Origin of the sequence: Homoserinibacter sp. YIM 151385 (genome assembly GCF_027912415.1) — a bacterium.
GTDB lineage: Bacteria > Actinomycetota > Actinomycetes > Actinomycetales > Microbacteriaceae > Schumannella.
Map to the genome: position 1 here is coordinate 215,146 of NZ_CP115175.1, position 24,925 is coordinate 240,070.

Genomic DNA, 24,925 nt, shown 5'->3' on the forward strand with positions numbered 1-24,925 from the left:
CATGGAGGCGCGCGAGGCGGCAGAGCTGCTCGGGGTCGGGCTCGATGCCGGACGACCCGAGATCGACCGCGCCTTCCAGCGGCTTGCGCGGGAGGCGCATCCCGATCGGCATCCCGACGATGCCCCCGAGGCGCTCGCCGCGGCGAATGCCGGGTTCGCGCGGCTGATCGAGGCCCGGGATGCCATGCACCGGCAGGCCCTGCTCCGCGAGCGATGGGAGGCGGGCGGCGGCGGGCGACCGCCCACGACGGCGGACGCGAGCGCCCGTGCGCGCAACGCCCTCCCGCCACCGCGCCCCGCGGTCCTCGCCCTCTGGGTCGCGCTGCTCGGTGCGGCACTCGCACTCGCGGCGTGGGGTGCCCCGCACCCGCTCGGCCCGGTCGAGCCGGTCGCCCGCACGGCCGCCGCACTGCTCGGGCTCGCGGCCTTCGCCGTCACGGGGCGGAGCGGATGGATGTGGCTGGGGCTCGCCGGGGTCCTCGCGACCGCGCTCATGGCGGCCCTGTTCACGACCATCGCGGCGCTGCTCGGCACCCTCCTCGCGGTGGCGCCCACCATCGCGCTCGTCGTCGCCGGACGGCGCCGCGCCTAGGGCGAGAGCAGGATGGCGAGCCCGGCGAGCGTGAGACCGGACAGGTTGAGGACCACGCCCACGCGGATCGACACCACCTTCTGCTGGTAGGCCTCCCGCAGCCGGAAGCCGAGCACGGGGCAGCCGGCCCAGACGAGGAGCGCGAGCCCCGCCGCCGCGACGACGGCGCCGAGCCAGAACACGAGCTCCCCGGCGAGGGGCAGCTCGCCCGGCCGCCAGCCGGCGGCGACGAGCGGCCCGAGCCCGATCGGCGGGGCGAGCGCCCCGGCCGCCATCCAGATCGTGCCGGTGCGCATGATGCGCTGCACCTCGGCCGCGGGCGTCTCGACGGGGTCGAGCTCCGATCGCTCCCCGGTCAGCCGCTCCGTTTCGACGGATTCGCTCATGCCGACACTCTGCCCCCGCCTGCCGACACCTGCCGGGGAAGCGGAGCAGATCTCGGGGAACGCCAAGCCTTCGCGCGGTGCCTGTGGACAGATCGCGACGTGCATCCGCCGGAGCCGCCAGACTCGCCGGGTGCCAGCGCGACGACTCCTCCACCTCCTCCGATCCGAGCGGGGCGACGTGCCCGGCTGGGTGCTCATCACCCTGATGACGGCGGGCCTCGTGATCGTCATCTGGGGTCTCGCGGGGCCGGCGCTCAGCCAGATCTTCGAGAGCGCGATCGAGCGTGTCACCGGCATCTGACCCGACGGGCGAGGCCGGCTCGGCGGTCGTCGAGTTTGTCCTCGTCTCGGCGCTGCTCACGCTCCTCACCCTCGCGGTGCTGCAGCTCGCGCTCGCGCTCCACGTCCGCAACACCGTGCAGGATGCGGCCGCCGAGGGGGCGCGCGCCGGCGCCCTCGCGGATGCTCGGCCCGGCGACGGTGCGGCGCGCGCCCGCGAGCTCGTGATCGTGGGGCTCGGTCCCGGCTACGAGCACCGCGTGGAGTCCGGGCGGATCGCGCAAGGCGGGCGGCAGGTCGAGCTGGTGCGGATCCGGGCGGCGCTCCCGCTCGCGGGGCTCCTCGGGGTGGACGGCGGGATCGAGGTGGTCGGACGTGCGCCGGTCGAGTCGCTGGACTGAGCGGCTCCGAGTCGTCCTCCGGCGCTCTGCGGCGCTCGACGACGGCGCCGCCGCACTCGAATTGCTGGCGGTCGGCTTCGTGGTGCTGCTGCCGCTGACCTACCTCGTGCTGTCGCTCGCGGCCGTCCAGAGCGCGGTGTTCGCCGCCGAGGGCGCCGCCCGGCACGCGGCTCGGCTCGTCGCGAGCGCATCCGACCACGACGATGCCCGCGCGGATGCGGTCGCCGCCGTCGAGATCGCCCTCGCGGATGCGGGCCTCGAACCTGCCGAGGGCGCGCTCGCGATCGCCTGCCGCCCGCATCCCTCGTGCGCCGGCGAGGGATCGGTCGTCGAGGCGCGCGTCGCGGTGGAGGTGGCGCTGCCCCTCGCGCCGCCCGTGATCGGCGACGGGCTCCCGCTGCGCATCCCCGTCGAGGCCTCCGCGGTGCTGCCGGTCTCCCGCTATGGAGACGGCGGATGAGCGGGCGGCTTCGCCGTGCGCTCGCCGACGAGCGCGGCTCGACGATGCCGCTCATCGCGGGCTCCGCCGCCCTCGCCCTCGCGCTCATCCTCGTCGTCGCCGCCGCGACCTCGCTCGCGATCGAGCGCAAGCGGCTCGCGACGCTCGCCGACGGTGCGGCGCTGGCGGCCGCCGAGTCCTTCGATGCCGACTCGCTCCGAGTCGATGCGGAGGGGATGCCGACGGTCGCCCTCGACGCGGACCGGGTGGAGGCGGCGGCGCGCCGCCATCTCGAGCTCGCCGCGCGGGCCGGCGGCGTCGAGGCGGTGCTCGTCGAGTCCTCGACCCCGGACGGACGCAGCGCCCGCGTCGTCCTCGCGACCCGCTGGCGGCCGCCCGTCGCGCCCGCGCTCCTGCCTGAGGGCGTCGAGCTCGAGGTCGCCGCGACCGCGAGGAGCGTCCTGGGGTGAGCGGCGTCGACCGCGGCGGGAACTCTGGGAGAGTTGACCCGAGCGGCGCTCGAGACGGGGCGCACACGATGGACGGAAGAGGAGCCCATGGCGACGAAGGCTGAAGCCGAGCGGACCCTCGAGGCCGCCAAGGCGGCGCTCGCACGCGGCGACCGGCTCCTCCACGTGATCCTGGAGGTGGGCGGCCTGACCGGTGCCGCCTCGAGCTGGGGCTCCTCCGGCAACGCGGTCGAGCATGACTCGAACATCGGCTGGCTGCTCGGCGAGATCGAGGCGCTCGGCTGGCGGCTCGAGCAGTCGAGCCTCGTGTTCGTCGGCACGGGCGGCACGAGCTCGCCGGGCTTCGCCTCGGAGGGGCTCGTGAGCCGCGGCGTGCTCATGGGCCAGTACGTGTTCCGCCGGATCGCGGACGACGCGACGGACGCGGCGACGCTCGGCTGACCGGCGAGCTCCGCGGGATGTAGACCCGGAGGAGCACCGCGCCGGCGAATCCCACGGCCCCGACCGCGGCGGCCGCGAGCGGAAGCGAGACGGCGGCCGTGATGCCGGCGATCGCGAGCGGCACGACCGCGCCGCCCGCATCGTTCTGGAACCGCCAGGCGCCGAGGAACGGCGCCGGATCCCGCCGGTCGGCCAGGTCGGCGCCGAGCGTCATGAGGGTGCCGGAGCTGATCCCGTTCGCGAGCGAGAGCCAGAACGCGACGCCGACGAACCACGCGACGCGGGCGTCGAGCTCGTGCGTGAGCGAGAGCACGAGGTGCCCGAGCGCGAGTCCGATCGCCGCGGGCACGGCCGTCCACAGCCGCCCGAAGCGGTCCATGATCCAGCCGCCCGCGTAGAACAGCGACACGTCGACGGCCCCGGCCGCGCCGATCACGAGCGCGGTCGTCGTCGCGTCCAGGTCGATGCTCACCGCCCAGAGCGGCAGGATCACGCTCCGGCTGGCGCGGAGGGCCGCGAGCAGCGCCGAGCCCAGCCCCAGCGTGAGGAGGACCTGCCGTCGGTCGCGCAGGGTCCGGAACAGTCCCGCGCGGGGCGGGACGACCTCCACCTCGCCCGTCCGCGCGGCGCGGCTCGCGCGCGAGACGCCGAAGCTCGCCGCCGGATCGGGCAGCGCGATGAGCACCGCGGCGGCGAGCACACAGCACACGAGGTGGATCCAGAAGGCGGCGGACGCGGCGCCCGCGAGCTGGATGACGCCCGCCGTGAGGAACGGCCCCAGGAAGTACCCGAGCCGGAAGGTGCCGCCGAGGGTCGAGAGCGCCCGCGCCCGGTGCGAGATCGGCACGAAGGAGGTCATGAAGGCATGCCGGGCGAGCGCGAACACCGTCGTCGCGAGTCCGACGAGCAGGATGCCGAGGGCCAGCATCCAGGGCGCGGTCGCGATGATCGCGACCGCGAGCCCCGCGATCGACACCGCCGAGGCGCCGATCATGGCGGCCCGCTCGCCGACGCGCGACACGATCGCGCCGCCCGGCAGGTCGCCGACGAGATTGCCGACGAGGATCATGCCCGCGACGAGCCCCGCGGTCGCGATGTCGGCGCCGAGGCGCTCCGCGACGACGGGGATCACGGGGATGACGGCGCCCTCGCCGATCGAGAACAGGAGCGTCGGGAGCAGCGCCGGGAGTGCGATCGATCGCCAGCGGAACCCGGGTTGCATCGTCGACATCGTCGACCACGCTACTCCCGGCGATCCGGAGCCGTGCTCGCGGGTAGGCTGGGCGGGCCATGATCGACCTCGACCTCAGCGACCAGATCGCCTCCCTCCGCAGCACGTTCTCCGACATCCGCGCCGTCGTCGACGTCGAGCGGCTCGAGCGCGAGATCGCCGAGCTCAGCGAGCAGGCGGGCGCGCCCGACCTCTGGGACGACACCGAGAACGCCCAGCGCGTCACGAGCGCCCTCAGCCACCGGCAGGCCGACCTCAAGCGGGTGAGCGAGATCGAGCAGCGGCTCGACGACCTCGAGGTCCTCGTCGAGCTCGCCCTCGAGGCCGACGACGCGGACAGCGCCGAGGAGGCGCGGCAGGAGCTCGCCGCCCTCGAGAAGACGGTCGGCGATCTCGAGGTGCAGACCCTCCTCGACGGCGAGTACGACGATCGCGCCGCCGTGGTCACGATCCGCTCGGGAGCGGGCGGCGACGACGCCACCGACTTCGCCGAGATGCTCATGCGCATGTACCTGCGCTGGGCGGAGCGCCACAAGTACCCCGTCAAGGTGCTCGACACCTCCTACGCGGAGGGCGCGGGGATCAAGTCGGCGACCTTCGAGATCGACTCGCCCTACGCCTTCGGGACGCTCAGCGTCGAGGCCGGCACCCACCGCCTGGCGCGCATCAGCCCCTTCGGCTCGGCCGACAAGCGCCAGACGAGCTTCGCGGCCGTCGAGGTGATCCCGGTGATGGAGGAGGCGCAGGCGGTCGAGATCCCGGAGAACGACATCCGCGTCGACGTCTTCCGCTCCTCGGGCCCCGGCGGCCAGAGCGTCAACACGACCGACTCGGCGGTGCGCATCACGCACATCCCGACCGGCATCGTCGTGTCGATGCAGAACGAGAAGTCGCAGATCCAGAACCGCGCCGTGGCGATGCGCGTCCTCCAGACCCGCCTGCTCCTCCTCAAGCGCGAGGAGGAGGCGGCCAAGAAGAAGGAGCTCGCCGGCACGATCACGGCGAGCTGGGGCGACCAGATGCGCTCCTACTTCCTCTACGGTCAGCAGCTCGTGAAGGATCTCCGCACCGGCCACGAGGTCGGCAACCCGGCGGTCGTCTTCGACGGCGACCTCGACGGCTTCATCGCCGCCGGCATCCGCTGGCGCAAGCGCGGCGACGACGACTGACGCGCGCGTCGGCGCCGGTCAGGGCGCCGAGTCGCCCCCGGCGCCGTGCTCCGGCCTCGCCGCGGACGCCCGCAGCGGCACGGCCACCCCGGTGACGCGGATGCCGCCCGCGACCGGGACGTCGACCAGCAGCTCGGAGGGCCGACCCACGTGCCCGCCCTGGCGGATCCGGATGCGGGCCGGCAGCGCGAGGAGCCCGGCATCCCGCAGCGCGGCGCCGACGGCCGCCGCGGCCGAGCCGGTCGCGGGGTCCTCTCGGATGCCGCCGGGCGGGAACGGATTGCGCGCGAGCACGAGGCCGGGCTCGGCGAGGTGGATGACGGCCACGGTCGCGGGGAAGCCCTCACGGGCCATGAGCGCCGCGAGCGCCGGCATGTCGTAGGCGAGCGCCTCGAAGGCGTCGCGCCCGACCGCGAGCACCGGCTGCCGGTTGCCGGCGTCGGCGACGACCGGCGGCAGCCGGGGATCCAGGGCCTCGGCGGGGATGCCGAGGATGCCGAGCAGCTCGTCGAGCAGCGGCCCGTCGAGCGGGTGGACGGCGGGCTCGACCGAGGTGAGGGTCGCCGTCGCTCCGCCCTCGGTGCGCGCGGTGTCGACGCGGACCTCGCCGATGCCCGTCTCGAGCACGATCGTCCGCTCGGCGCCCCGGCCGGCGAGGGCGACGCCCGTCGCGATCGTGGCGTGGCCGCAGAAGGGGATCTCGACGAGCGGAGAGAAGTAGCGGACGGCGACCCGGCCGGGCGTTCGACGCGAGACGAAGGCCGTCTCGCTGTGGCCGAGGCGGGCGGCGATCGCGAGCATCTCGGCCTCGTCCAGCTCGTCGGCGTCGATCACGACCCCGGCGGGGTTGCCGCCGGCCGGGTCCGTGGTGAATGCGGCGAGCTCGAGGATCTCCATGGCTCAATCCTCGGGCATGCCGCTCGGGGTGCGCTCCTCCGTGACCGCGACGAGCGCGGCCGAGAGCTCCCGCATCCCGGCCGTCTCCTCGAAGAGCTCGCCGTCGAGCTCCGCGAGCTCGGATGCGATCTCGCGCAGCACCTCCGAGCCGCGGACCGTCGCCGTGAGGTCCGCCGCGATACCCGACTGCTTCACGACCGAGCGCAGCAGCCCCGCATCCTGCAGCGAGCCGATCGCCGTGTGCACGCTCTGCACGGTGATCCCGGAGCGCCGCGCCAGCTCGCTCAGCGAGATGCCCGGCGTGCCCGCGACGTGCCCGAGCAGGCCGTAGCGGCGCAGCGTCAGCCCGTGCGGCTCGAGGATCTCCGCCACCCGCAGCTCGAGCACGCGCGTCAGCGTCAGCATCGCGATCGTGGGGGAGAAGCTCGGGGTGTCCGTGCGGGGGGCGTCGGCCATGCCACCATCCTGCCGGGTCGGCGCACCGGGCGGGTCCCACGGGCCCTCGAACGGGGCACCCTGGGAGTTCCGCGCCCTGGGGTGTCGCGCACCGCGCATCCGGGGCGCGTCCTTAGCCTGGACTCGCCATGATTCGATTCGACTCGGTCACCAAGACCTACCGCGGCACCGCACGCCCCGCGCTCGACGGGCTCAGCCTCGAGATCCTCAAGGGCGAGTTCGTCTTCCTCGTCGGCGCCTCCGGGTCCGGCAAGTCCAGCTTCCTGCGGCTGGTCCTCAAGGAGGAGAAGCCGACGAAGGGCCAGATCCACGTGCTCGGCCAGCAGCTCGGCTCGCTGCCCAGCCGCAAGGTCCCGTACTTCCGCCGCAGCCTGGGCGTCGTCTTCCAGGACTTCCGCCTGCTCCCGCAGAAGACGGTCTTCGACAACGTCGCCTTCTCGCTCCAGGTGATCGGCAAGAGCAAGGGCTTCATCCAGGAGGCCGTGCCCGACGTGCTCAAGCTCGTCGGCCTCGGCGGCAAGCAGAACCGCCTCCCGCACGAGCTCTCGGGCGGCGAGCAGCAGCGCGTCGCGATCGCGCGCGCCGTCGTGAACAAGCCGGCGATCCTCCTCGCCGACGAGCCGACCGGCAACCTCGACCCCGCGACGAGCGCCGGCATCATGTCGCTGCTCTCCTCGATCAACGCGAACGGCACGACCGTCATCATGGCGACGCACGACGTCGGCATCGTCGACGAGATGCAGCGCCGTGTCATCGAGCTCGTCGGCGGCCGCGTCGTCCGCGACGAGCGCGGCGGCGGCTACCAGACGCAGGCGATCCCCGTGCAGCGGAAGGCGGCCGAGCGGGATGCCGCGGCGGCCCCGGCCCCGGCGGCGTCCCCGACGCCAGCGGCGGAGCCGGTCCGGCCGGCCGCCCAGCCCGTCGCGCCGGCGGCGCCGGCGGCGCCGGCGGCGCAGTCCGCGCGAACCCCCGCCGAGCCGGTCGACCCGCAGTCGGCGCTCGCCTCCGCGGTCGCCCGCGCCACCGCATCCATCCAGCTCCCCGGCCGCGAGCGCGCGCCCGAGCCGCGGGATGACGACCGCGAGGAGAAGCGTCCGTGAACCTCGGCCTCATCTTCAGCGAGGTCGGCCAGGGCCTGCGCCGCAACCTCTCGATGGTCATCTCCGTCGTGCTCGTGACCTTCATCTCGCTGACCTTCGTCGGCGCCGCGATCCTCATGCAGATGCAGGTCGGGCAGATGAAGGGCTACTGGTACGACCGCGCTCAGGTGGCCGTCTACCTCTGCACCGACATCTCCTCCTCGCCGAACTGCGAGGGGCAGAACGCGACCGAGGAGCAGATCGCGACCGTGCGGCAACAGCTCGAGTCGCCGACGCTGGAGCCCTACGTCGACCGGGTCGAGTTCGAGGACCACCAGCAGGCCTACGAGAACTTCATGGACCAGTTCGAGGGCTCCGCCGTCACGGAGCTCGTGACCCCCGACATCCTGCCCGAGGCCTACTGGGTGAACCTCAAGGACGCGAACCGATCCGAGGTCATCATCGACAGCCTCACCGGCTCGCCGGGCGTCGAGGAGGTCGTCGACCAGCGCGAGTACCTCCAGCCGATCTTCGACATCCTCAACGCCGCGAGCTACTCCGCGATCGGCATCGCGGCGCTCATGCTGGTCGCGGCCGTGCTCCTCATCGCGACGACCATCCGGCTCAGCGCCTTCTCGCGCCGCCGCGAGCTCGGGATCATGCGGCTCGTCGGCGCCTCGAACCGCTTCATCGAGACGCCGTTCGTGATCGAGGGCGTCGTCGCGGCGCTCGTCGGCTCGCTGCTCGCGGGCGGTGCGGTGGTCGCGCTCGTGCGCTTCTTCGTGCAGGGCTACCTGGCGGACACCCTCGCCGACACCGCCTTCATCGGGCTGCGGGACGCCCTCGTCGTCGTGCCCATCCTGCTCGGCCTCGGCGCGCTGCTGGCCGCCATGGCATCGAGCTTCGCGATCCGCCGCTACCTCAAGGTCTGATCGCGCCCGCGCGCTGGTAGTCTGGAGGGCTGCCGCGACCGCGGCCGTCGATCCAGGAGGAGGGGTCCCATGCCGAAGGAGCAGGGTCAGCGCGTCGTCGCGTCGAACCGCCGCGCGCGCCACGACTACCTCATCGAGGACACCGTGGAGGCCGGCATCGTCCTCAGCGGGACCGAGGTGAAGTCCCTCCGCCAGGGGCGCGCCTCGCTCGTCGACGGCTATGCCTTCATCGAGGGCGGCGAGGCCTGGCTGGATGCCGTCCACATCCCGGAGTACACCGAGGGCACGTGGAACAACCACGCGCCGCGGCGCAAGCGCAAGCTGCTCCTCCACAAGCAGCAGATCGTGAAGATGAGCCACAAGACCAAGGAGGGCGGCTACACGCTCATCCCGCTGTCGCTCTACTTCAGCGACGGCCGCGCGAAGGTCGAGCTCGCGGTCGCGAAGGGCAAGCGCGAGTACGACAAGCGCCAGACCCTCCGCGAGAAGCAGGACAGGCGCGAGGCGGAGCGCGCCATGCGGACCCGCAACCGCCTCGGGGAGTGAGCGCGGGCGTCACCCCTCGTCGCGCGCCCGCGGGACGGACTCGCGCGGGAATAGGCTGGTGCGGATGACCGATTCCCCCACGCGCCCGCCCGAGCACCGCTGGCGCATCTTCGCCGTGTGCGTCGCCGCGGCCTCCCTCACCATCCTCGACCTCTCGAAGGTCAACGTCGGGCTCCCGTCGATCGAGACCGCGCTCGGCGCCGGCCCGACCGCGCTCCAGCTCATCGTCGCGGGCTACGCGCTCGCCTTCGGCCTCCTGCTCGTGCCGGCCGGGCGCCTCGGCGACCTCCGCTCGCGGCGCACCCTGTTCCTCGTGGGCCTCGGGGTGTTCGCGCTCGCGAGCCTCGTCTGCGCGCTCGCCCCGGATGTCGTGACCCTCGCGGTCGCGCGGATCCTCCAGGGCGCCTCCGCCGGCATCCTCATGCCGCAGGTGTTCGGGCTCCTGCAACAGCTCTTCCAGGGGCCGGACCGAGGCCGTGCCTTCGGGCTCTTCGGCGCCATCATCGGCCTCTCGACCGCCTTCGGGCCGACGCTCGGCGGCCTCCTCATCGCGATCGGCGGCCCGGAGGACGGCTGGCGGCTGCTGTTCTGGATGAACGTGCCGCTCGTGCTCATCCTGTTCCCGATCGCGTGGCGGCTGCTGCCGCGACGCCAGGCGCACCAGGCGGGCGGCGCGGGGCTCGACCCGGTCGGCATCGTGCTGCTCGGGATCGCGGTGCTCGCGCTCATGCTGCCCTTCGTGCTCACGACCGGCTCCGACTCCGACGATCCGGCGCGCTGGTGGTGGCTCGTGCTCTTCGCGGCCTCCGGCGCCGCCTTCGTGGTCTGGGAGCGCCGGGTCGCGGCGCGCGGCGAGACCCCCGTCGTCGACTTCGGGCTGCTCCGGATCCCGAGCTACCGCAACGGCATCCTCGTCGGCACCTTCTACTTCGCCGCGATGCCCGCGACCTTCCTCACGCTGACGCTGTACCTGCAGCAGGGGCTGCATCTGGCGCCCGTCTTCGCCGGCATGGTGACGATCCCCTTCGCGCTCGTGTCGGCGATCACCTCGTGGCTGAGCGGACGCGTCGTCGACCGCTTCGGCCGCGCGCTCGTCGTCGGGGGCACGGCCGTCGTCGCCACCGGCTTCACCACGGCGGCGCTGCTCGGCATCCTCCTCCCGGCGGAGGCGGCGCCGTGGGGCATCGCCGCGGGCATGCTCGTCGCGGGCGTGGGCGGCGGTGCCGTCATCTCGCCGAACCAGACGCTGCTGCTCGCCGACATCCCCGTCGTCTCGGGCGGGGTCGCCGGCTCCATCGCGCAGCTCGGGCAGCGGATCGGCACGGCGGTCGGGCTCGCGGCCGCGACCGCCGCGTTCTACGCGACCCTGACGCTGGAGACGGGGGATGCGGCAGAGCTCGTGGTCTATCACGACGCCTACCGGAACGCGGTCGCCGTGAGCGTCGCCTTCGTCGTCGCCGCGCTCGTCTTCGGGCTGCTGGATCTCCGCCGTCGGCGGCATGCCGCGCGCGAGGCCGCGACCTTGTAGAGTTCTGCTCAGCGCCCCCGAACGAGGGCCATGAGGCAGCATCGACCTCCCGCACCCCCGGCGGGCGTCCGACCCGACGCGTCGATGCGGAGAGCAGTCCCCCGATGCATTCCGAGCAGCAGTCCGACGACCTCGGTCGTCGATTCGACGTGGCCTTCGCGCCGGCCCACCTCCCGGCCGTCGCGCATCCCGCGCGCCTCGATCACCGCTTCGATGCGGCGTTCGGCGAGCCGCTCGCGCGCGGTCCGCAGCCCCCGGCACCCGGTGTCGCCGCACCCGGCGCGATGACCGTGGCACCGCGGCCGGCCTCGCCCTCCTCGCCGTCGACGGGGGCCGAGCCTGCTCGTCCCGCCGGCGGAGCCCGGCATCCCATCTGGCATCCGACGGGGGCGCGGCGGATCGATCCTGCCGGACGATCCCGCCCTCGCCCCCGGCGGCGCGACGATCGCGACGTCGCCGGAGCCCGCGCCTGCCGCCGCGGAACTCAGCGGACTGCGCCGCTTCTTCGGCATCGGCCCGCGCGGCTGAGCGGCGCCGCCCGCCGGCTCAGCGCGCGACGAAGCGCGCGTCGACGCTCGCCGAGATGCTGATGTCCTCCGGCGCGAAGGCGAGTGTGCCGCCCGCCCCGCCGCCGGCCTTCATCATGCGGCTCATGGAGCCGTCGCCGGCGCCGCCCGAGGCGCCGGGGCCGCCCGGGTCGCCGAGCATGCCCGGATCGGCGAGCGCGATCGGCGTGATCTCGCCCAGCCCGATGCTCTGCGCGAAGACGCGGGCCTTGTCGCTCGCATCGCGCACCGCCCGCGATCGGACCTCCGCGGTCACGGCCGTGCGCTTCGCCTCCGTGAGCGCCCAGCCGACCCCGTCGATCGTGACGCCGCCCAGCTCGGCGGTCTGCTCGATCCAGCGGGCGAGCGCGTCGAAGTCCCGGAACTTCGCCGTCGCGGCGAGCGCGGAGTGGAAGACGGGCGGCAGCTGCTTCCCGTCCTGGTTCCACGGGCGATGCGACCACACCCGGATCGAGTCCGCCGACCACCAGGTCACGGGGCCCGCCTGGGGGTCGTGCAGCGCCCGGATGCCGGCCGTGACGGCGGCGGCGGCATCCGTCGCCCGCTGGAACACGGGCTCCCGTCGTGACCCCTCGAAGCCGATCGTGAGGCGGACGGTCGCACGCTCGGCCGGGAACCAGGCCTCATGGTGTCCCCGGACGGTGATGATGGTCTCGCTCATGGCCACATCCTCGCATCCGCGATAGACTGCGAGACCGCACGTCACCCGTGCGGCTTCGCAACTCCACAGCGCGTGATGACGACCCGCCCCGCCGGCTGATCCGGCGGCGAGCGAGCACGGGGATGATCGGTTTCGACATTGCCTGTGAGACTGCGAGAAGCGGGTCGAGGATGCCGGGTTATCTCGTGAACGCTCCCGGCAAACCATAGGTGCCAATTCCAAGCGCACCGACTTCGCCCTCGCCGCCTAAGGCCAGGCCGTAAGTCCGTCAGTCCGGGCTCGCCCCCGTCCCGGATCCTGGCGTCAGCAAGGGGGCTCGCTGCGACGTCGCGCCTCAGGGCGTCGCGGGACTCGAACTGAGGCTGGGCCCGTCGACCTGGATGCTCGTGGCAAAGGTCGGGGCCGAGCAGAACGCTTTCACGAGCTACACCCGTAGAAGGCGCATGACCGCAGCAGTGGACGGGGGTTCGATTCCCCCCATCTCCACCATCAGGTCGTCATCACGTGCTGTCGGAGTCGCGTACCGCGTCCTGCTCGCGTCCGGTCTGTTCGCACGCTCGCGCCAGCGCGGATTCGGGATGTGCTGCCGCGCGCCCGGCTTCGGCGCGCCGCCCTGAGGCCCGGGCGGCGCGCACTCCTGAATCAGCGTCAGGCGCGGGCGGCGTCAGGAGCGGCCGGCGCCCTCGGCGCTCTCGAGCGCGTGCTCGAGCGCGACCCAGCCGAGCATGGCGCACTTCACGCGCGCGAGGTAGCGGGAGACGCCGCCGAGCGCGACGGCGTCGCCGAAGAGCTCGGGGTCGAGCTCCTCGCGTCCGCGCGACCGCAGCACCTCGCGGAAGCGCTCGATGCGCTCGTGCAGCACCGGGACCTCGAGCCCCGTCGCGAGCTCCGAGAGGAGGGATGCGGAGGCCTGCGAGATCGCGCAGCCCTCGCCCTCCCAGGTGATCGATATGACGCGGCCGGCCCCGAGCTCGACGCCGAGCGTGATCTCGTCGCCGCAGGTCGGATTGATCTGGTGCGAGCGGTGCGCCAGCCCGCTCGTGTCGCCGCGGCCCTCGGGGGTTCGCGAATGATCGAGGATGAGCTCCTGGTAGAGCGTCTGCAGGTCGGCGGAGCTCATGCGCGCACCCCGAAGAAGCCGGCGGCGTCGCGGACGGCGGCGAGCGCGAGCTCGACCTCCTCGGCCGTCGTGTAGACGGCGGCGCTCATGCGAGCCGTGGCGGTGAGGCCGAGGCGACGGTGCAGGGGCTGCGCGCAGTGGTGGCCGACGCGGATCGCGATGCCCCGGTCGTCGAGGAACTGGCCGAGGTCGTGCGCGTGCACGCCCTCGAGGGCGAAGCTCGCGAGACCGACCCGCTCCGCGCCGGGCGCCCCGCGGAGGACCCGCACGCCCGGGATCGCGGCGAGCCCGTCGACCATCTGCGCACCGAGCTCGCGCTCGTGCGCCGCCACGCGATCCATGCCGAGCGACTCGAGGTAGTCGACGGCCGCCGCGAGCCCGACCGCCTGCGACACCGGCTGCGTGCCCGCCTCGAAGCGCTGCGGCGGCGGGAGGAACTCGGACCGCTCCATCGTGACGCGCGTGATGACCGAGCCGCCGGTCGTGACGGGCGGCAGCGCGGCGAGGATCTCGCGGCGGCCCGCGAGGACGCCGACGCCCGAGGGCCCCAGCATCTTGTGGCCGGAGAAGACCGCGAGGTCGACGTCGAGCGCGCGGAGGTCGAGGGGGAGCTGCGGGGCGGACTGGCACGCGTCGAGGACGACGAGCGCGCCGACCTCGCGCGCGCGGGCGATGACGGGCGCGATCGGCGAGACGGTCCCGATGACGTTGGAGACGTGCGCGAGCGCGACGACGCGGGTGCGCTCGCCGAGGAGCGCGTCGAGCTCGTCGAGCACGAGCGCGCCGTCGTCGTCGACGGGGATGAATCGGAGCACCGCGCCGGTGCGGAGGGCGAGCTGCTGCCACGGCACGAGGTTCGCGTGATGCTCGAGCTCGGTGACGAGGATCTCGTCGCCCGGCTCGAGGGCGAGCTCGCGCATCGCGGGCTCCTCCTGCACGGCGGCGTTCGAGAGCGCGTAGGCGACGAGGTTGAGGCCCGCGGTCGCGTTCGCGGTCCAGACCACCTCGTCGGCGCCGACGCCGACGAAGCCGGCGATGCGCTCGCGAGCCTGCTCGAACTCCTCGGTCGCCTCGGCGGCGAGCGTGTGGGCCCCGCGGTGGACGGCGGAGTTGCGGTGCTCGGCGAACTCGCGCTCGGCATCCAGCACGGTGCGCGGACGCTGCGAGGTGGCGCCCGAGTCGAGGTACACGAGCGGCCGCCCGTTGACCGATTCGCCGAGGATCGGGAAGTCGGCTCGGATGCGGCGGATCTCGTCGTCGCTCAGGGGTGCGGTGCTCGTGGTCGTCGTCATGCTCGCTCTGGTGCTCGGCCGTTCCGCGGTGCGCGGACCACCCATTGTCTCGCGATCGGGCGGCCGCCGCTGTCAGAAGTCGAAGAGGTTGGCGCGGATGCCGCCGTCGCCGTACTCGGTGCGGAGGACGCCGCGTCGGCGCAGCACCGGCACGAGCTCGTCGAGCATGCGGTGCACCGTGACGGGGTGGAGGTCGCCGGAGAGGATGATGCCGTCGTTGTCGGCGTCGTCGCCGAGCGCTTCGAGCACATCGGCGAGCTCCTCGGCGGTGCCGACCGTGCCGCCGTCGGGGAGGCGCCGCCGGCGGGCCTTCGCAGCCGCGAGCTCCCGCAGCGTCGCATCCTCGAAGCGCTCGTAGGGGCCTCGCAGGCCGCGGATGGTGCCCTGCGAGACGTGGTCGCCGAAGATCGCCGGGTCGAGCGGCCGGTCCCAGTCGAGCACCGTGAGATCGGTCTCGAGATCGCTCGACTGGCCCGCGAGGATGTCCGCGATCGCCGCGTCGTCGGGCGAGGCGGAGGCGCGCACGAGCCGGTCCGCCTCTTCGGGGCTCGAGACGAGCTCGGGCTTCACGACGAAGAGGATGCGGATGCCGGCGGCGCTGCGCCCGTGCTCGCGGGCGGCCTCGTGGATGCGGGCCCGGTAGGCGCGGATCGAGTCGACGTCGAGCGGCGAGAGCGCGAGCTGCACGTCCGAGTTGCGTCCCGCGAAGGCGAGGCCGGGGCCCGAGCCGCCGGGGGAGACGATGGCGGGCTCGCCCAGGTCCCCGAAGGGCGGCGCGTTGAGCGGCCCCGCGACCCGGAAGTGCTCGCCCTCGTGGCGGAAGGCGTCGAGCCTCGAGGCGTCCGCGTAGCGTCCCGTCTCCGCATCCTCGACGAGCGCGCCATCGCCCCAGCTGCGCCAGAGGCGCCGCAGGAGCGAGGTCCACTCCTCGGCGCGCTCGTACGCGGCGTCGTGGGCGAGCTCGGGGAGGCCGACGTGCCGTGCGCTCTTGACGTCCGTCACGACGTTGAGGCCGAAGCGCCCCCGGCTGAGATGGTGGAGCGTGGCCGCCTGCCGCGCGGCGAGGTACGGCGGCGTGATGCCGGCGTTCACGGTCGGGGCGACGCCGATCGAGCGGGTGGCCTGGAACAGGTAGGGCGCGAGCAGGAGCGGGTCGAGCTTGGGCCCGCCGTAGGCCTCGCGGATGCGCACGTCGAGGGTCTCCTCCGTGCCGAGCGAGATCGCGTCCTCCGCGATGACGAGGTCGAGGCCCGCCTGCTCGAGCTCGCGCACGGCCTGCTGGTAGATCGCGGGGTCGGTCCAGCGCCAGTCCCAGCGCTGGGAGGGCCGCTTCCAGCCCTGCGGGCCGAAGCCGCGCGAGAAGAACCAGCCGAGGTGCTGCATCCGGGTCATGGGCGCTCCTAGGCGACGGCGGCCGCAGCCGACTCGCGCTCCCGGTCCGGCGAGGTGGCGGCCGTGGCGGCGTCGAGCGCTCGGCCGAGGTCGGCGCGGAGGTCCTCGAGCTCCTCGATGCCGACCGAGATCCGCAGGGTGCCGTCCTCGACGCCGCCCGCGCGCCGCTCCTCGGGGGTGCGCTGCGCGTGCGAGGTGGTGGCGGGGTGGAGCAGCAGCGTCCGCACGTCGCCGACGTGCGTCATGTGGCTCGCGAGCCGCACCGCGCCGAGGACCGCTCGCGCTGCCGGCTCCCCGCCGCGCACGGTGAAGGAGAACACCGCGCCGACACCGCGCGGGAAGTCGCGGCGCGCGAGCTCGAGGTGGCGGCTGCCGGGGAGGGCGGCGTGGTCGACGCGCTCGACGGCGGGCTGCTCGGCGAGCCAGGTCGCGAGGGCGAGCGCGCTCGCGGTCTGCCGCGCCATCCGCAGCGACAGCGTCTCGATCCCGAGCTGGATGACGAAGGCGCTGAGCGGCGAGAGCACGGGCCCGAACCGCGGGGCGACGACGCCGCGCGCGTAGGCGCCGAGCGCCTGCCGTCCGTATCGGCCCGCGAAGCTGTCGCCGCCGAGCGAGGGATGCGGTGCATGCAGGTGCGGGAAGCGCTCCGCCGGGTAGTCGAAGCCGCCGTCGACGACGACCCCGCCGAGGGCGGCCCCGTGCCCGGCGAGGAACTTGCTCGCCGAGTGCACGACGACGGCGGCCCCGTGCTCGGCGGGCCGGAAGAGGTAGGGCGTCGCGAAGGTGCTGTCGACGACGAGCGGCACGCCGTGCTCGCGCCCGAGGGCCGCGATCGCCCCCGTGTCGACGAGGTCGGTGCCGGGGTTCGCGATCGACTCCGTGAAGAGCGCGCGCGTCTCGGGGCGGATCGCGGCGCGCCACGCGGCGAGGTCGAGCGGGTCGTCGATGAAGTCGACCGCGATCCCGAGCCGGCCGAGGTCGTCGCGGACGAGCCCGCGGGTGCCCTCGTAGATGGCGCTCGAGACGACGAGATGGTCGCCGGAGCCCGCGAGGGCGAGGAGCGCCGTCGTCACGGCCGCCTGCCCGCTCGCGACGAGCAGCGCGCCGAGGCCCCCCTCGAGCACCTGGATGCGCCGCTCGACCGCCTCGACGGTCGGGTTGCCCATCCGCGTGTAGGTGTAGCCATCGGCCTCGCCCGCGAACCGGTCGCGCGCGGTGTCGAAGTCCTCGAAGACGAAGCCGGCGGTGAGGTGGATCGGGGGGATGCGGGCGCCGTGGTCGCCGTCGGGCGAGGCGCCCGCGTGGACCTGCGCGGTCGCGAAGCCGTGCGGCTCGGGCTCCCACGTCGCGGACATGCGGGCCATGCTCGCACGCCGTCCGCGCCGCGCGAAGCCGTGTGACGCCGCGTTGCGGGCGGCCTCCGGCGGTCCTAGGCGGGCACCCGCTCGAGCGGCGCGACGAGGCGGTCGAAGACGACGGCCCGATCGAACTGCATCGCGTGGGCGCGGGCCGCGTCCGCGCGTCGCGCGCGCTCCGCGGGGTCGAGCTCGAGCGAGCCGTCGATCGCCGCCGCGATGGCGTCGGCATCCTCGACGGGGACGATGGTCGCGTGCTCGCCCACCGCCTCCCCGATCCCGCCCGTGAGGGCCGTGATGACGGGTCCGCCGCCCGCGAGCATCTTCTCCGCGAGCGCGATGCCGAAGGTCTCGACGAACTCCGGCGTCGCCTTGCTCGGCAGCACGTAGCTCGCGCAGCCGGCCATGAGGTGCGGCTTCTCCTCGTCGTCGACGTCGTCGAGGAAGCGGATGCGGGAGGCCGCCGGGGAGGCCGCGGCGCGCTCGCGGAGCGCCGCCGCCTCGGGACCGCGACCCGCGATGACGAGCACCTTGTCGCCGACGCGCGACGCGCGCTCGAAGCCCGCGATGAGGTCGTCGACCCCCTTCGCGCGCTGCAGGCGCGAGAGGAACAGGATGTAGCCCTCCGGCTCGAGCCCGCGGGAGGCGAGCACGGCCGCCGTCCGCGACGGGTCGAGGTCGAGGTAGGCGCTCGTGTCGATCGCGGGGTAGGAGACGCGCACGCGGTCGCGCACCTGCGCCGCGAAGGCGGTGCCGTGCCGCACGTCGATCTCGGCGGCCGAGGCGATGATGAGCTCGCGCGTGTAGTCGGAGACCGCGACCACGTGGTCCTGCGAGAGGTAGCTCGTGAGGATGTGGGCGGCGGCGCCGAACTCGTCGCGGTCGAGGCAGGCGCGCACGACGTTCGTGACGTCGGAGCCGACGGCCTCCGCGATCGTCTGCACGTCGACCGGCAGGCCGGTGGCGCGTGCGGCGCGCACCGCGTCCGCGACCGCGATCGTGTGCGGCGAGAGGTAGAGGGAGAGCGCGACGGTCGGCACGCCGTCGGTGAAGAGCTCGACGAGGCGGCCGGTGAGCCCCGCCAGGTAGCGGCCGTCGGGCACCTTGTAGTCGCCGACGGGCGCGGGGCGCTCGACGACGATCCCCGGGCTGTAGGGCAGCACCCGGTCGAGCGGCTTGAGCGGCAGGCCGCTCGCCTCGAGCCGCTCGATCGGCCAGGTCACGATGCGGACCTCGTCGAAGCCGCGCGTCAGCGCGACCTCGGCGAGGTTGCGCGCCTCGACGCTGTGCCCGCAGATCACGGGGTCGGCTCGGACGACGATCACGAGGCGTCGGTCGGTCATGATGCGGCTCCTGCGGTGGGTGCGGTGGTGGTCGTGGGAGGTGCGGCCGGGGATGCGGCGGCCGTCTGCGGCGAGGACGCGCCGGGGGAGGAGGGCGGCCGGTGCGCCGCCGAGCTCGCCCAGCCGCTCGGCTCGGGCCCGAGGGTCACGAGCAGCTCGCCGCCGCGGTGGAGGGCGTCGCCCGGGATCCAGCCGCCCTCGACCGTCGCGCCGTCGAGCTCGACGGTCTGGACGTACTGCGCCGGCCCGTCGCGCTCGGGCTCGCGGAACCCGCGCGTGCGGATCGCGAAGCGCTCCTCGCCCACCCGGAGGTCGGCGCGCTTCACGGCGGGCGCGTTGACGAGCAGCACGTTCTGGCCGGCGACCGGGAAGAGCCCGAGGGTGGCCCAGACCAGCCAGGAGCTGAGGCCCCCGGAGTCGTCGTTGCCGGGCAGCCCGCCCCGTCCCGTGCCGAACTGCTGGTGGAGGGCGGCGTGCACGATCTCGGCCGTGCGATCCGGCCGGCCGGCGTAGTGGTACGCCCACGGCGCCTCCATGTCGGGCTCGTTGTTGAGCCCCTCGAAGCGGCCCAGCGCGTAGCCCGCGGCCATCTCGTCGAGTCCCGGTGCGACGCCGGGCTGGCGCACCGCATCCGCCCCGATCCCGAAGAAGCGGTCGAGCTGGGCGACGAAGGCGTCCTCGCCGCCGCTCAGCGCGATCCGGCCGGCCATGTCGTGCTGCAGCCGGAACGAGTAGTTGTACCGGCTGCCCTCGTAGAAGGTCGAGTCCTTGAGCAGCCCGGTCTCCCGGTCGTAGGCGTTCGCCCAGCGGGCCGCGAGCGGCCGCAGCTCCTCGAGGAGCGCCCGGTCGCCCATCCGCTCGGCGACCTTCGCGGTGCACCAGTAGCCGAAGGCGAGATCGAGCGTGTGGCTGATGGGATGCGCCTCGCCGTGCAGCAGGAAGTCCTCGCCGTAGGTGCGCCGCAGGTCGGCGTGCATGTGCACGAGCGCCCAGTCCCAGTCGATGCCGGGGAGCCCGAGCTGGCAGAGGTCGGCGAGGAAGGTGTGCGCCAGCGCGCTGCCCTGCCGTGAGAACCGGTCGCTGCCGCGGGCCATCCGGTAGCCGATCGGGAAGTTCCCCTCCTCCTCGCAGATCGTGAGGAGGGCGTTCGCGAGCTCGACGGCGCGCTCCGGCATGAGCGTCGTGAGCAGCGGCAGCTGGGTGCGGTAGATGTCCCACATGGTGCTGAGGTCGAAGGCGAATGGGCCCGAGGTCGGCCAGAACGGGCTCTCGTCGCGGGCCAGGCACGGCTTGATGAGGGAGTGGTAGAGCGCGGTCGCGAAGACCGTCTCGCGCTCCTCGGAGGCCGTCTCGATCGACACCTTGCGGAGCTCGCGCCGCCAGGCCTTCGCCGTGCGGTCCCGGCGCTCCGCGAAGCCGCCGTCGGCGCCGAGGTCGCGCCGGAGGTTCTCGCGGGCCTGCTCGACGCCGCGGAGCGAGAAGCCCATCCGCAGCTCGACCGTGCGGCCGGCCTCCGCGGGTCCCGCCCACATCAGCCCGAACGGCCGCAGCGTGGTGGGGCGGATGTGGCTGAAGTCGAGGCGGCTGCCGCCCGGCATGAGCCGGCGGTCGTACCAGAGCATCTGGCGCCAGTCCTCGGCGTCGCACTCGATGTGCACCGCGAGCGGCGTGCCCTCGACGACGATCTCGCCCTGCGCGATGCCGGGGCCGACCGATTCGAGCTGCGCGCGCAGCGGCACGGTCGCGCCGTAGGGGATGTCGAGGCCGCCGAGCGAGAAGTCGATGACGACGCGCGCGCTCCGCGCCGCGGGGAAGGTCACCCGGTGGACGGCGCTCTTCGGTCCGACCGTGATCTCGTCGCGCACCCCGGAGGCGAGCGTCGCGGCGTAGCGGCCGGGGGAGGCCTCCTCCTCGGTGATCTCCCACCGGGCGCCGAGCTCGTCGAGCGGCACCACCATGGGCGTCACCCGGAGGTAGTTGTAGTACTTGCGGATCGCGCCCGTGCCGGACTGCTGGAAGTGCGTGAAGCCGGAGGCGAGCTGCCGGTCGTGGAGCGTCGGCGGCACGCCCTCGGTCGCGAGGTCGTAGCGGCCGTAGCCCGTCGGATAGGCGCCGGAGTACGCGCACGCCGAGACCATGCCGAGCGGGTGCGTCGCGCCCGGGTGGGTGTTGCCGATCTGCGGCTTCGGCCACCACCAGCTCGCCGCGATGCCGCTCGGGGGCGGCAGCTCGGTCGCCTCGGTGCCGATGAACGGGTCGACGCGCTCGATCACGCGGTCCCCTCGCGCAGCGACGGGCGGCACGGCGGCGTCGGTCCCATGATGGGACGCTACGTGCCGGGCCGCCCGCTCGTGTTACGCGTGCGTGAAATCCGCGCGACGATCAGCCGTCGCGCGAGGGCTCAGCGGTCGGCGCCCTCGAGGGAGCCCGTCGACTTGCCGGCCGGGTCGGTGATGAGGCAGAGGATCTCGCGGTCCGAGCCGCTCGTCCAGCTCTCCTGCGTGGGGGAGAGGTAGGTCGCGTCGAGCTCCGAGTCGTCGTAGGCGACGCCGACGAACTCCTCGAAGTTGTCGGTGTAGCAGGCCTCCTCGGCCGCCTGGTCGATGACGTCCTGGCTCGGGTAGTCGCCGTCCTCGAGGAGGACGTTCGCGAAGGCCTCGGCGTCGTGCTCCTCCGAGCAGGGGACGATCGGCACGGAGTCGATCTCGCCGGAGAGCGCGTCGCTGTCGATGCAGTCGCCGATCTTGATCGAGAAGACGTCGGCGTTCTCGTTGCCGGTGACGACCTGGCCGTCCTCGTCGCGCTCGACGCCGCCGGTGAGCTCGTTGATGACGCTGCAGCCGCTCAGTGCGACGCCGAGCGCGGCGATGGCGCCGAGCGCGGCGAGACGGGCGAAGCGGGGACGGGTGCGGGATGCCATGGCAGGGTCTCTCGATCTCAGGATGCTCGTGGGGAGGAAAGGCGCGGAGCGCTCATGAATCCTACAAGCTGAGAGAACGCCGAGCGAGTCAGGCCCGGACGAGATCGAGCACGAGATCGTGGACGCGGCCGTTGCTCGCGAGCGCCGTGCCGTTCCAGATGGTGTCGGCGCCGTCGAGCGAGGTGAAGCGGCCGCCCGCCTCGCGCACGATGGGCGCGAGCGCCGCGATGTCCCAGGGCTTGAGGTCGAGCTCGCCCGCGGCGTCGAGCGCGCCCTCCGCGACGAGCATGTACGACCAGAGGTCGCCGATCGCGCGCGAGCGCCAGACCGCGCGGTTGAGGGCGGTGAGCTGGGGGAGGCGCCCGGCGTCGTCCCAGCCCTTGAAGCTGTTGTAGCTCACGGCGGCCTCGTCGAGTCTCGAGATCGCGCTGACCTCGATCCGGCGGGGCTCGCGGTCGAGTTCGCGCACCCAGGCTCCGTGGCCGGTCGCGGCCCACCAGCGCCGGCCCAGCGCGGGCGCGCTGATGACGCCGACCTGCGGGACGCCGTCGACGACGAGCGAGATGAGGGTGCCCCAGATCGGGACGCCGCGCATGAAGTTCGCGGTGCCGTCGATCGGGTCGACGATCCACTGCCGGGAGGACTCGCCCTCCGTGCCGAACTCCTCGCCGAGGATCGCATCCCCGGGTCGCGCCGCCTGCAGGTGCTCGCGGATGACGCGCTCGACGCGGGTGTCCGCATCCGTCACGTGGGAGGCGTCGGCCTTCAGCGAGACGTCGAGATCGCGCGCCCGGAATCGCTCGAGCGAGATGAGGTCGGCCTCGGCCGCGAGGGCGAGGGCGGTCGAGAGGTCGTCGGCGAGGCTGTACTCCGTCACCCCGCCAGCGTAGCGAGGAGGCGGCGCAGGGAGTCGAGCCGCAGTCGGCCCACCTCGTCGAGCTCGCCGCGCTCCGCCGCCTCGTCGAGCGCGCAGTCGGGCGCGTCGGCGAGGTGCGTGCAGCCGCGCGGGCAGTCCTCGGCGATCGCCGCGAGGTCGGGGAAGCCGCGGAGGATGCTGTCGCGGTCGACGTGGCCGAGTCCGAAGGAGCGGATGCCGGGGGTGTCGATGATCCAGCCGCCCGAGGGCACGCGGTACGAGACGGTGGAGGAGGAGGTGTGCCGGCCGCGGCCCGTCACCTCGTTGACTCGGCCGGTCGCCCGCCCCGCGCTCGGCACGAGGGCGTTGACGAGGGTCGACTTCCCGACGCCGGAGTGCCCGACCGCGACCGTCGTCCGGCCGTCGAGGAGCGGCGCCAGGGCGTCGAGGGGCGCCTCGCCCTTCGCGCTCGTGACGACGGGCAGGTCGAGGCCCGCGAAGTTCCGGAGGAAGGGCGCCGGGTCCGCGAGGTCCGTCTTCGTGACGACGAGGAGCGGCGCGATCCCCGCGTCGTAGGCGGCGACGAGGTAGCGGTCGACGAGCCGCGGGCGCGGCTCCGGGTTCGCCGCGGCGACGACGATCATGAGCTGGTCCGCGTTCGCGACGACGATGCGCTCGACCTCGTCCGTGTCGTCGGCGCTGCGTCGCAGCAGCGTCGTGCGCTCGCGGATGCGGACGATGCGCGAGAGCGAGCCCTCGTCCCCGCTCGTGTCGCCCACGACATCCACGCGGTCGCCCGTCACGATCGACTGCGTGCGGAGCTCGCGGGCGCGCGTCGCGGTGACCTCGCGCTCCTCGGGCTCGCCCTCGTGGACGAGGAGGCCGTAGCGACCCCGGTCGACCGTGAGCACGCGCCCGACGACCGCGTCCTCGTGCTCGGGGCGCCGCTTCGTGCGCGGACGGTTCGCCTTCGGGTTGGGGCGGACCCGCGCGGCGGACTCGTCCCACTCCTCGTACTCGTCGTCGTCGTCGACGCCCGGCAGCCAGCTCACGCGCGCGTCCGGCTCAGAGTCCGAGGAGGTCGATGCCGGCCGGGCCCGCCGGCTCGGGTTCCGAGCCGCGCAGCATCCGCGCCCAGAGCTCCGGGAACTCGGGCAGCGTCTTCGCGGTGGCCCCGATGTCGTCGACCGCGATGCCCTCGACCGCGAGCCCGACGATCGCGGCGGCGGTCGCCATGCGGTGGTCGGCGAAGACCCGCCACGGGCCGCCGTGCATCGCGCGCGGCGTGATCGCGAGGCCCTCGTCGAGCTCCGTGACCTGCCCGCCGACATCCGCGAAGACCGCCGCGAGCGCCATCAGCCGGTCGGTCTCGTGGCCGCGGAGGTGCCCGATCCCGGTGACCGTCCCGGGCCCCTCGGCGAAGGCCTGGAGGGCGACGATCGCGGGCGCCAGCTCGCCGCCCGTCGAGAGGTCGAGGTCGAGCGCGGGAGGGCGCGAGCCGCCGAGCACGCCGGCGCCCCCGTCGACCGTGAGCGTGCCCTCCTCGAGCCGCACCTCGGCGCCCAGGCGCGGGAGCAGCTCGCGGAGGTCGTCGCCGACCTGGGTGGTGGAGGCGGGCCAGCCGTCGATCGAGACCGTCCCGCCCGCGACGAGCGCCGCGGCGAGGAAGGGGGCCGCGTTCGAGAGATCCGGCTCGATGTCGACGTCGAGCGCGCCGATCGGCCCGGGCTCGACCGACCACACCCCGGGCTCGGGGCTGGCGACCTCGACCCCGCGCGCGCGGAGCGCGTGGATCGTCATCTCGATGTGCGGGAGGCTCGGCAGCCGCTCGCCCGTGTGCCGGAGCCGCAGGCCCTCCTCGAAGCGCGGGGCGGCGAGCAGCAGGCCCGAGACGAACTGGCTCGAGGCCGAGGCGTCGATCTCGAGCTCGCCGCCGCGGATCGCACCCGAGCCGTGGACGGTGAAGGGGAGCGCGCCGCGCCCCTCGTCGGAGACCTCGACGCCGAGCGCCCGGAGCGCCTCGATGCTCGTGCGCATCGGGCGCCTGCGCGCGTGCTCGTCGCCGTCGAAGGCGACCGGGCCGAGGGCGAGCGCCGCCAGCGGCGGCACGAAGCGCATGACGGTGCCCGCGAGCCCGCAGTCGATCGAGGTCGAGCCCGTGAGCTCCTCGGGCGGGGTCACGAGCAGGTCCGGGCCGAAGCCGCCCTCGCCCGGCACCTCCTCGATCGCGACCCCGAGCGAGCGCAGCGCCTCCACCATGAGCGCGGTGTCGCGCGAGCGCAGCGGCGCCCGCAGCAGCGAGGGGCCGTCGGCGAGCGCGGCGAGCACGAGCTCGCGGTTCGTGAGGCTCTTCGACCCGGGGATGCGGAGCCGGGCCGCCAGGGGACCGCTCGCCGTCGGCGCGATCCAGGGACCGCCCTCCTCGTCGGGCGTGTCCCGATCGCCGTAGGGGTCGAAGTCGGGCGCGGAATACGGCGTGATCTGCATCGGTTGACCACGATATCGCCCTCCGCGACCCCCGCGGAGGCTGTGAACGGAGGCCGGATGACGCTCGTGGCGCTGTCGACCCGGGGG

Annotated in this window: 26 protein-coding genes and 1 other RNA gene; 12 read left to right on the forward strand and 15 right to left on the reverse strand. The window is 73.9% G+C overall.

Annotation, left to right across the window (positions count from 1 at the left end):
• The first annotated feature begins 1 nt into the window (after window position 1).
• Window positions 2-592, forward strand: a complete 591-nt coding sequence (locus OF852_RS01040) for a hypothetical protein (RefSeq protein ID WP_271119961.1) — start codon at window positions 2-4, stop codon at window positions 590-592.
• On the opposite strand, the gene OF852_RS01045 is transcribed toward OF852_RS01040, so the two are convergent.
• The gene (locus OF852_RS01045; RefSeq protein ID WP_271119962.1) at window positions 589-978 is read right to left on the reverse strand and encodes a hypothetical protein; all 390 of its coding nucleotides are present in this window, start codon (window positions 976-978) and stop codon (window positions 589-591) included. The genes OF852_RS01040 and OF852_RS01045 overlap by 4 nt on opposite strands.
• A 130-nt stretch (window positions 979-1,108) precedes the next feature.
• On the opposite strand from OF852_RS01045, the gene OF852_RS01050 reads away from it, so the two are divergent.
• The 5 genes from OF852_RS01050 (at window position 1,109) to OF852_RS01070 (ending at window position 3,008) form a co-directional block, all read left to right on the forward strand.
• Window positions 1,109-1,279, forward strand: a complete 171-nt coding sequence (locus OF852_RS01050; RefSeq protein WP_271119963.1) for a hypothetical protein — start codon at window positions 1,109-1,111, stop codon at window positions 1,277-1,279.
• Window positions 1,263-1,658, forward strand: coding sequence for a TadE/TadG family type IV pilus assembly protein (locus OF852_RS01055; protein WP_271119964.1), 396 nt, complete (start codon window positions 1,263-1,265; stop codon window positions 1,656-1,658). The genes OF852_RS01050 and OF852_RS01055 overlap by 17 nt, the downstream gene beginning before the upstream one ends.
• On the forward strand, window positions 1,633-2,118 hold the full coding sequence (locus OF852_RS01060) for a hypothetical protein (protein WP_271119965.1): 486 nt from the start codon (window positions 1,633-1,635) through the stop codon (window positions 2,116-2,118). Before OF852_RS01055 ends, OF852_RS01060 begins: the two co-directional genes overlap by 26 nt.
• Window positions 2,115-2,567 (forward strand): hypothetical protein, encoded by a 453-nt coding sequence (locus OF852_RS01065; RefSeq protein ID WP_271119966.1) that lies wholly within the window; start codon window positions 2,115-2,117, stop codon window positions 2,565-2,567. Before OF852_RS01060 ends, OF852_RS01065 begins: the two co-directional genes overlap by 4 nt.
• Before the next feature lie 87 nt (window positions 2,568-2,654).
• A complete protein-coding gene (locus OF852_RS01070; RefSeq protein ID WP_271119967.1) occupies window positions 2,655-3,008 on the forward strand; it encodes a hypothetical protein in 354 nt (117 codons plus the stop codon).
• Here the strand turns inward: OF852_RS01070 and OF852_RS01075 are convergent.
• On the reverse strand, window positions 2,944-4,239 hold the full coding sequence (locus OF852_RS01075; protein WP_271119968.1) for an MFS transporter: 1,296 nt from the start codon (window positions 4,237-4,239) through the stop codon (window positions 2,944-2,946). The two genes, OF852_RS01070 and OF852_RS01075, sit on opposite strands and share 65 nt — an antisense overlap.
• 59 nt (window positions 4,240-4,298) lie before the next feature.
• Here OF852_RS01075 and prfB point away from each other — a divergent pair, with 59 nt between their 5' ends.
• On the forward strand, window positions 4,299-5,408 hold the full coding sequence (prfB, locus tag OF852_RS01080; RefSeq protein ID WP_271119969.1) for a peptide chain release factor 2: 1,110 nt from the start codon (window positions 4,299-4,301) through the stop codon (window positions 5,406-5,408).
• 18 nt (window positions 5,409-5,426) lie between these two features.
• On the opposite strand, the gene OF852_RS01085 is transcribed toward prfB, so the two are convergent.
• Together OF852_RS01085 and OF852_RS01090 are read right to left on the reverse strand one after the other, a co-directional pair.
• On the reverse strand, window positions 5,427-6,305 hold the full coding sequence (locus OF852_RS01085) for a PhzF family phenazine biosynthesis protein (RefSeq protein WP_271119970.1): 879 nt from the start codon (window positions 6,303-6,305) through the stop codon (window positions 5,427-5,429).
• 3 nt (window positions 6,306-6,308) lie between these two features.
• A complete protein-coding gene (locus OF852_RS01090; protein ID WP_271119971.1) occupies window positions 6,309-6,761 on the reverse strand; it encodes a MarR family winged helix-turn-helix transcriptional regulator in 453 nt (150 codons plus the stop codon).
• A 128-nt stretch (window positions 6,762-6,889) separates the two neighbouring features.
• Between OF852_RS01090 and ftsE the strand changes: the two genes are divergently transcribed.
• The 4 genes from ftsE to OF852_RS01110 all read left to right on the forward strand — a co-directional run bounded on the left by ftsE (window position 6,890) and on the right by OF852_RS01110 (window position 10,846).
• Window positions 6,890-7,861 carry a cell division ATP-binding protein FtsE gene (gene ftsE, locus OF852_RS01095; RefSeq protein WP_271119972.1) on the forward strand — a complete coding sequence of 324 codons (972 nt, stop codon included), beginning with the start codon at window positions 6,890-6,892 and terminating at the stop codon, window positions 7,859-7,861.
• The gene (gene ftsX / locus OF852_RS01100; protein WP_271119973.1) at window positions 7,858-8,772 is read left to right on the forward strand and encodes a permease-like cell division protein FtsX; all 915 of its coding nucleotides are present in this window, start codon (window positions 7,858-7,860) and stop codon (window positions 8,770-8,772) included. Before ftsE ends, ftsX begins: the two co-directional genes overlap by 4 nt.
• A 69-nt stretch (window positions 8,773-8,841) precedes the next feature.
• Complete coding sequence (smpB, locus tag OF852_RS01105) at window positions 8,842-9,318, forward strand: SsrA-binding protein SmpB (RefSeq protein ID WP_271119974.1); 477 nt, start codon at window positions 8,842-8,844, stop codon at window positions 9,316-9,318.
• Between the two features lie 64 nt (window positions 9,319-9,382).
• On the forward strand, window positions 9,383-10,846 hold the full coding sequence (locus OF852_RS01110) for an MFS transporter (protein ID WP_271119975.1): 1,464 nt from the start codon (window positions 9,383-9,385) through the stop codon (window positions 10,844-10,846).
• A gap of 546 nt (window positions 10,847-11,392) precedes the next feature.
• On the opposite strand, the gene OF852_RS01115 is transcribed toward OF852_RS01110, so the two are convergent.
• Window positions 11,393-12,073 (reverse strand): SIMPL domain-containing protein, encoded by a 681-nt coding sequence (locus OF852_RS01115; RefSeq protein ID WP_271119976.1) that lies wholly within the window; start codon window positions 12,071-12,073, stop codon window positions 11,393-11,395.
• A 118-nt stretch (window positions 12,074-12,191) separates the two neighbouring features.
• Between OF852_RS01115 and ssrA the strand changes: the two genes are divergently transcribed.
• Window positions 12,192-12,562: a transfer-messenger RNA gene (gene ssrA, locus OF852_RS01120) on the forward strand.
• Window positions 12,563-12,737: 175 nt separating this feature from the next.
• Here ssrA and sufU read toward each other — a convergent pair.
• From sufU to aroA, 10 genes are all read right to left on the reverse strand, one after another.
• On the reverse strand, window positions 12,738-13,193 hold the full coding sequence (gene sufU, locus OF852_RS01125; protein WP_271119977.1) for a Fe-S cluster assembly sulfur transfer protein SufU: 456 nt from the start codon (window positions 13,191-13,193) through the stop codon (window positions 12,738-12,740).
• Window positions 13,190-14,485, reverse strand: a complete 1,296-nt coding sequence (locus OF852_RS01130; RefSeq protein ID WP_271119978.1) for an aminotransferase class V-fold PLP-dependent enzyme — start codon at window positions 14,483-14,485, stop codon at window positions 13,190-13,192. Before OF852_RS01130 ends, sufU begins: the two co-directional genes overlap by 4 nt.
• A 72-nt stretch (window positions 14,486-14,557) precedes the next feature.
• Entirely contained in the window at window positions 14,558-15,877 is a 1,320-nt protein-coding gene (locus OF852_RS01135) for an LLM class flavin-dependent oxidoreductase (RefSeq protein ID WP_271119979.1), read from the reverse strand.
• Window positions 15,878-15,885: 8 nt separating this feature from the next.
• Window positions 15,886-17,232, reverse strand: coding sequence for an O-acetylhomoserine aminocarboxypropyltransferase/cysteine synthase family protein (locus OF852_RS01140; protein ID WP_271119980.1), 1,347 nt, complete (start codon window positions 17,230-17,232; stop codon window positions 15,886-15,888).
• A 74-nt stretch (window positions 17,233-17,306) separates the two neighbouring features.
• Window positions 17,307-18,575 carry a glycosyltransferase gene (locus tag OF852_RS01145; RefSeq protein WP_271119981.1) on the reverse strand — a complete coding sequence of 423 codons (1,269 nt, stop codon included), beginning with the start codon at window positions 18,573-18,575 and terminating at the stop codon, window positions 17,307-17,309.
• On the reverse strand, window positions 18,572-20,848 hold the full coding sequence (locus tag OF852_RS01150; RefSeq protein WP_271119982.1) for a glycoside hydrolase domain-containing protein: 2,277 nt from the start codon (window positions 20,846-20,848) through the stop codon (window positions 18,572-18,574). Before OF852_RS01150 ends, OF852_RS01145 begins: the two co-directional genes overlap by 4 nt.
• A 128-nt stretch (window positions 20,849-20,976) precedes the next feature.
• Entirely contained in the window at window positions 20,977-21,495 is a 519-nt protein-coding gene (locus OF852_RS01155) for a septum formation family protein (RefSeq protein WP_271119983.1), read from the reverse strand.
• A gap of 88 nt (window positions 21,496-21,583) precedes the next feature.
• Window positions 21,584-22,372, reverse strand: coding sequence for an inositol monophosphatase family protein (locus OF852_RS01160; RefSeq protein ID WP_271119984.1), 789 nt, complete (start codon window positions 22,370-22,372; stop codon window positions 21,584-21,586).
• Window positions 22,369-23,403, reverse strand: coding sequence for a ribosome small subunit-dependent GTPase A (gene rsgA, locus OF852_RS01165; RefSeq protein WP_271119985.1), 1,035 nt, complete (start codon window positions 23,401-23,403; stop codon window positions 22,369-22,371). The genes OF852_RS01160 and rsgA overlap by 4 nt, the downstream gene beginning before the upstream one ends.
• A gap of 13 nt (window positions 23,404-23,416) precedes the next feature.
• Window positions 23,417-24,838: a 3-phosphoshikimate 1-carboxyvinyltransferase gene (gene aroA / locus OF852_RS01170; protein ID WP_271119986.1), complete on the reverse strand. Its 1,422-nt coding sequence runs from the start codon at window positions 24,836-24,838 to the stop codon at window positions 23,417-23,419.
• Between the last annotated feature and the right edge of the window lie 87 nt (window positions 24,839-24,925).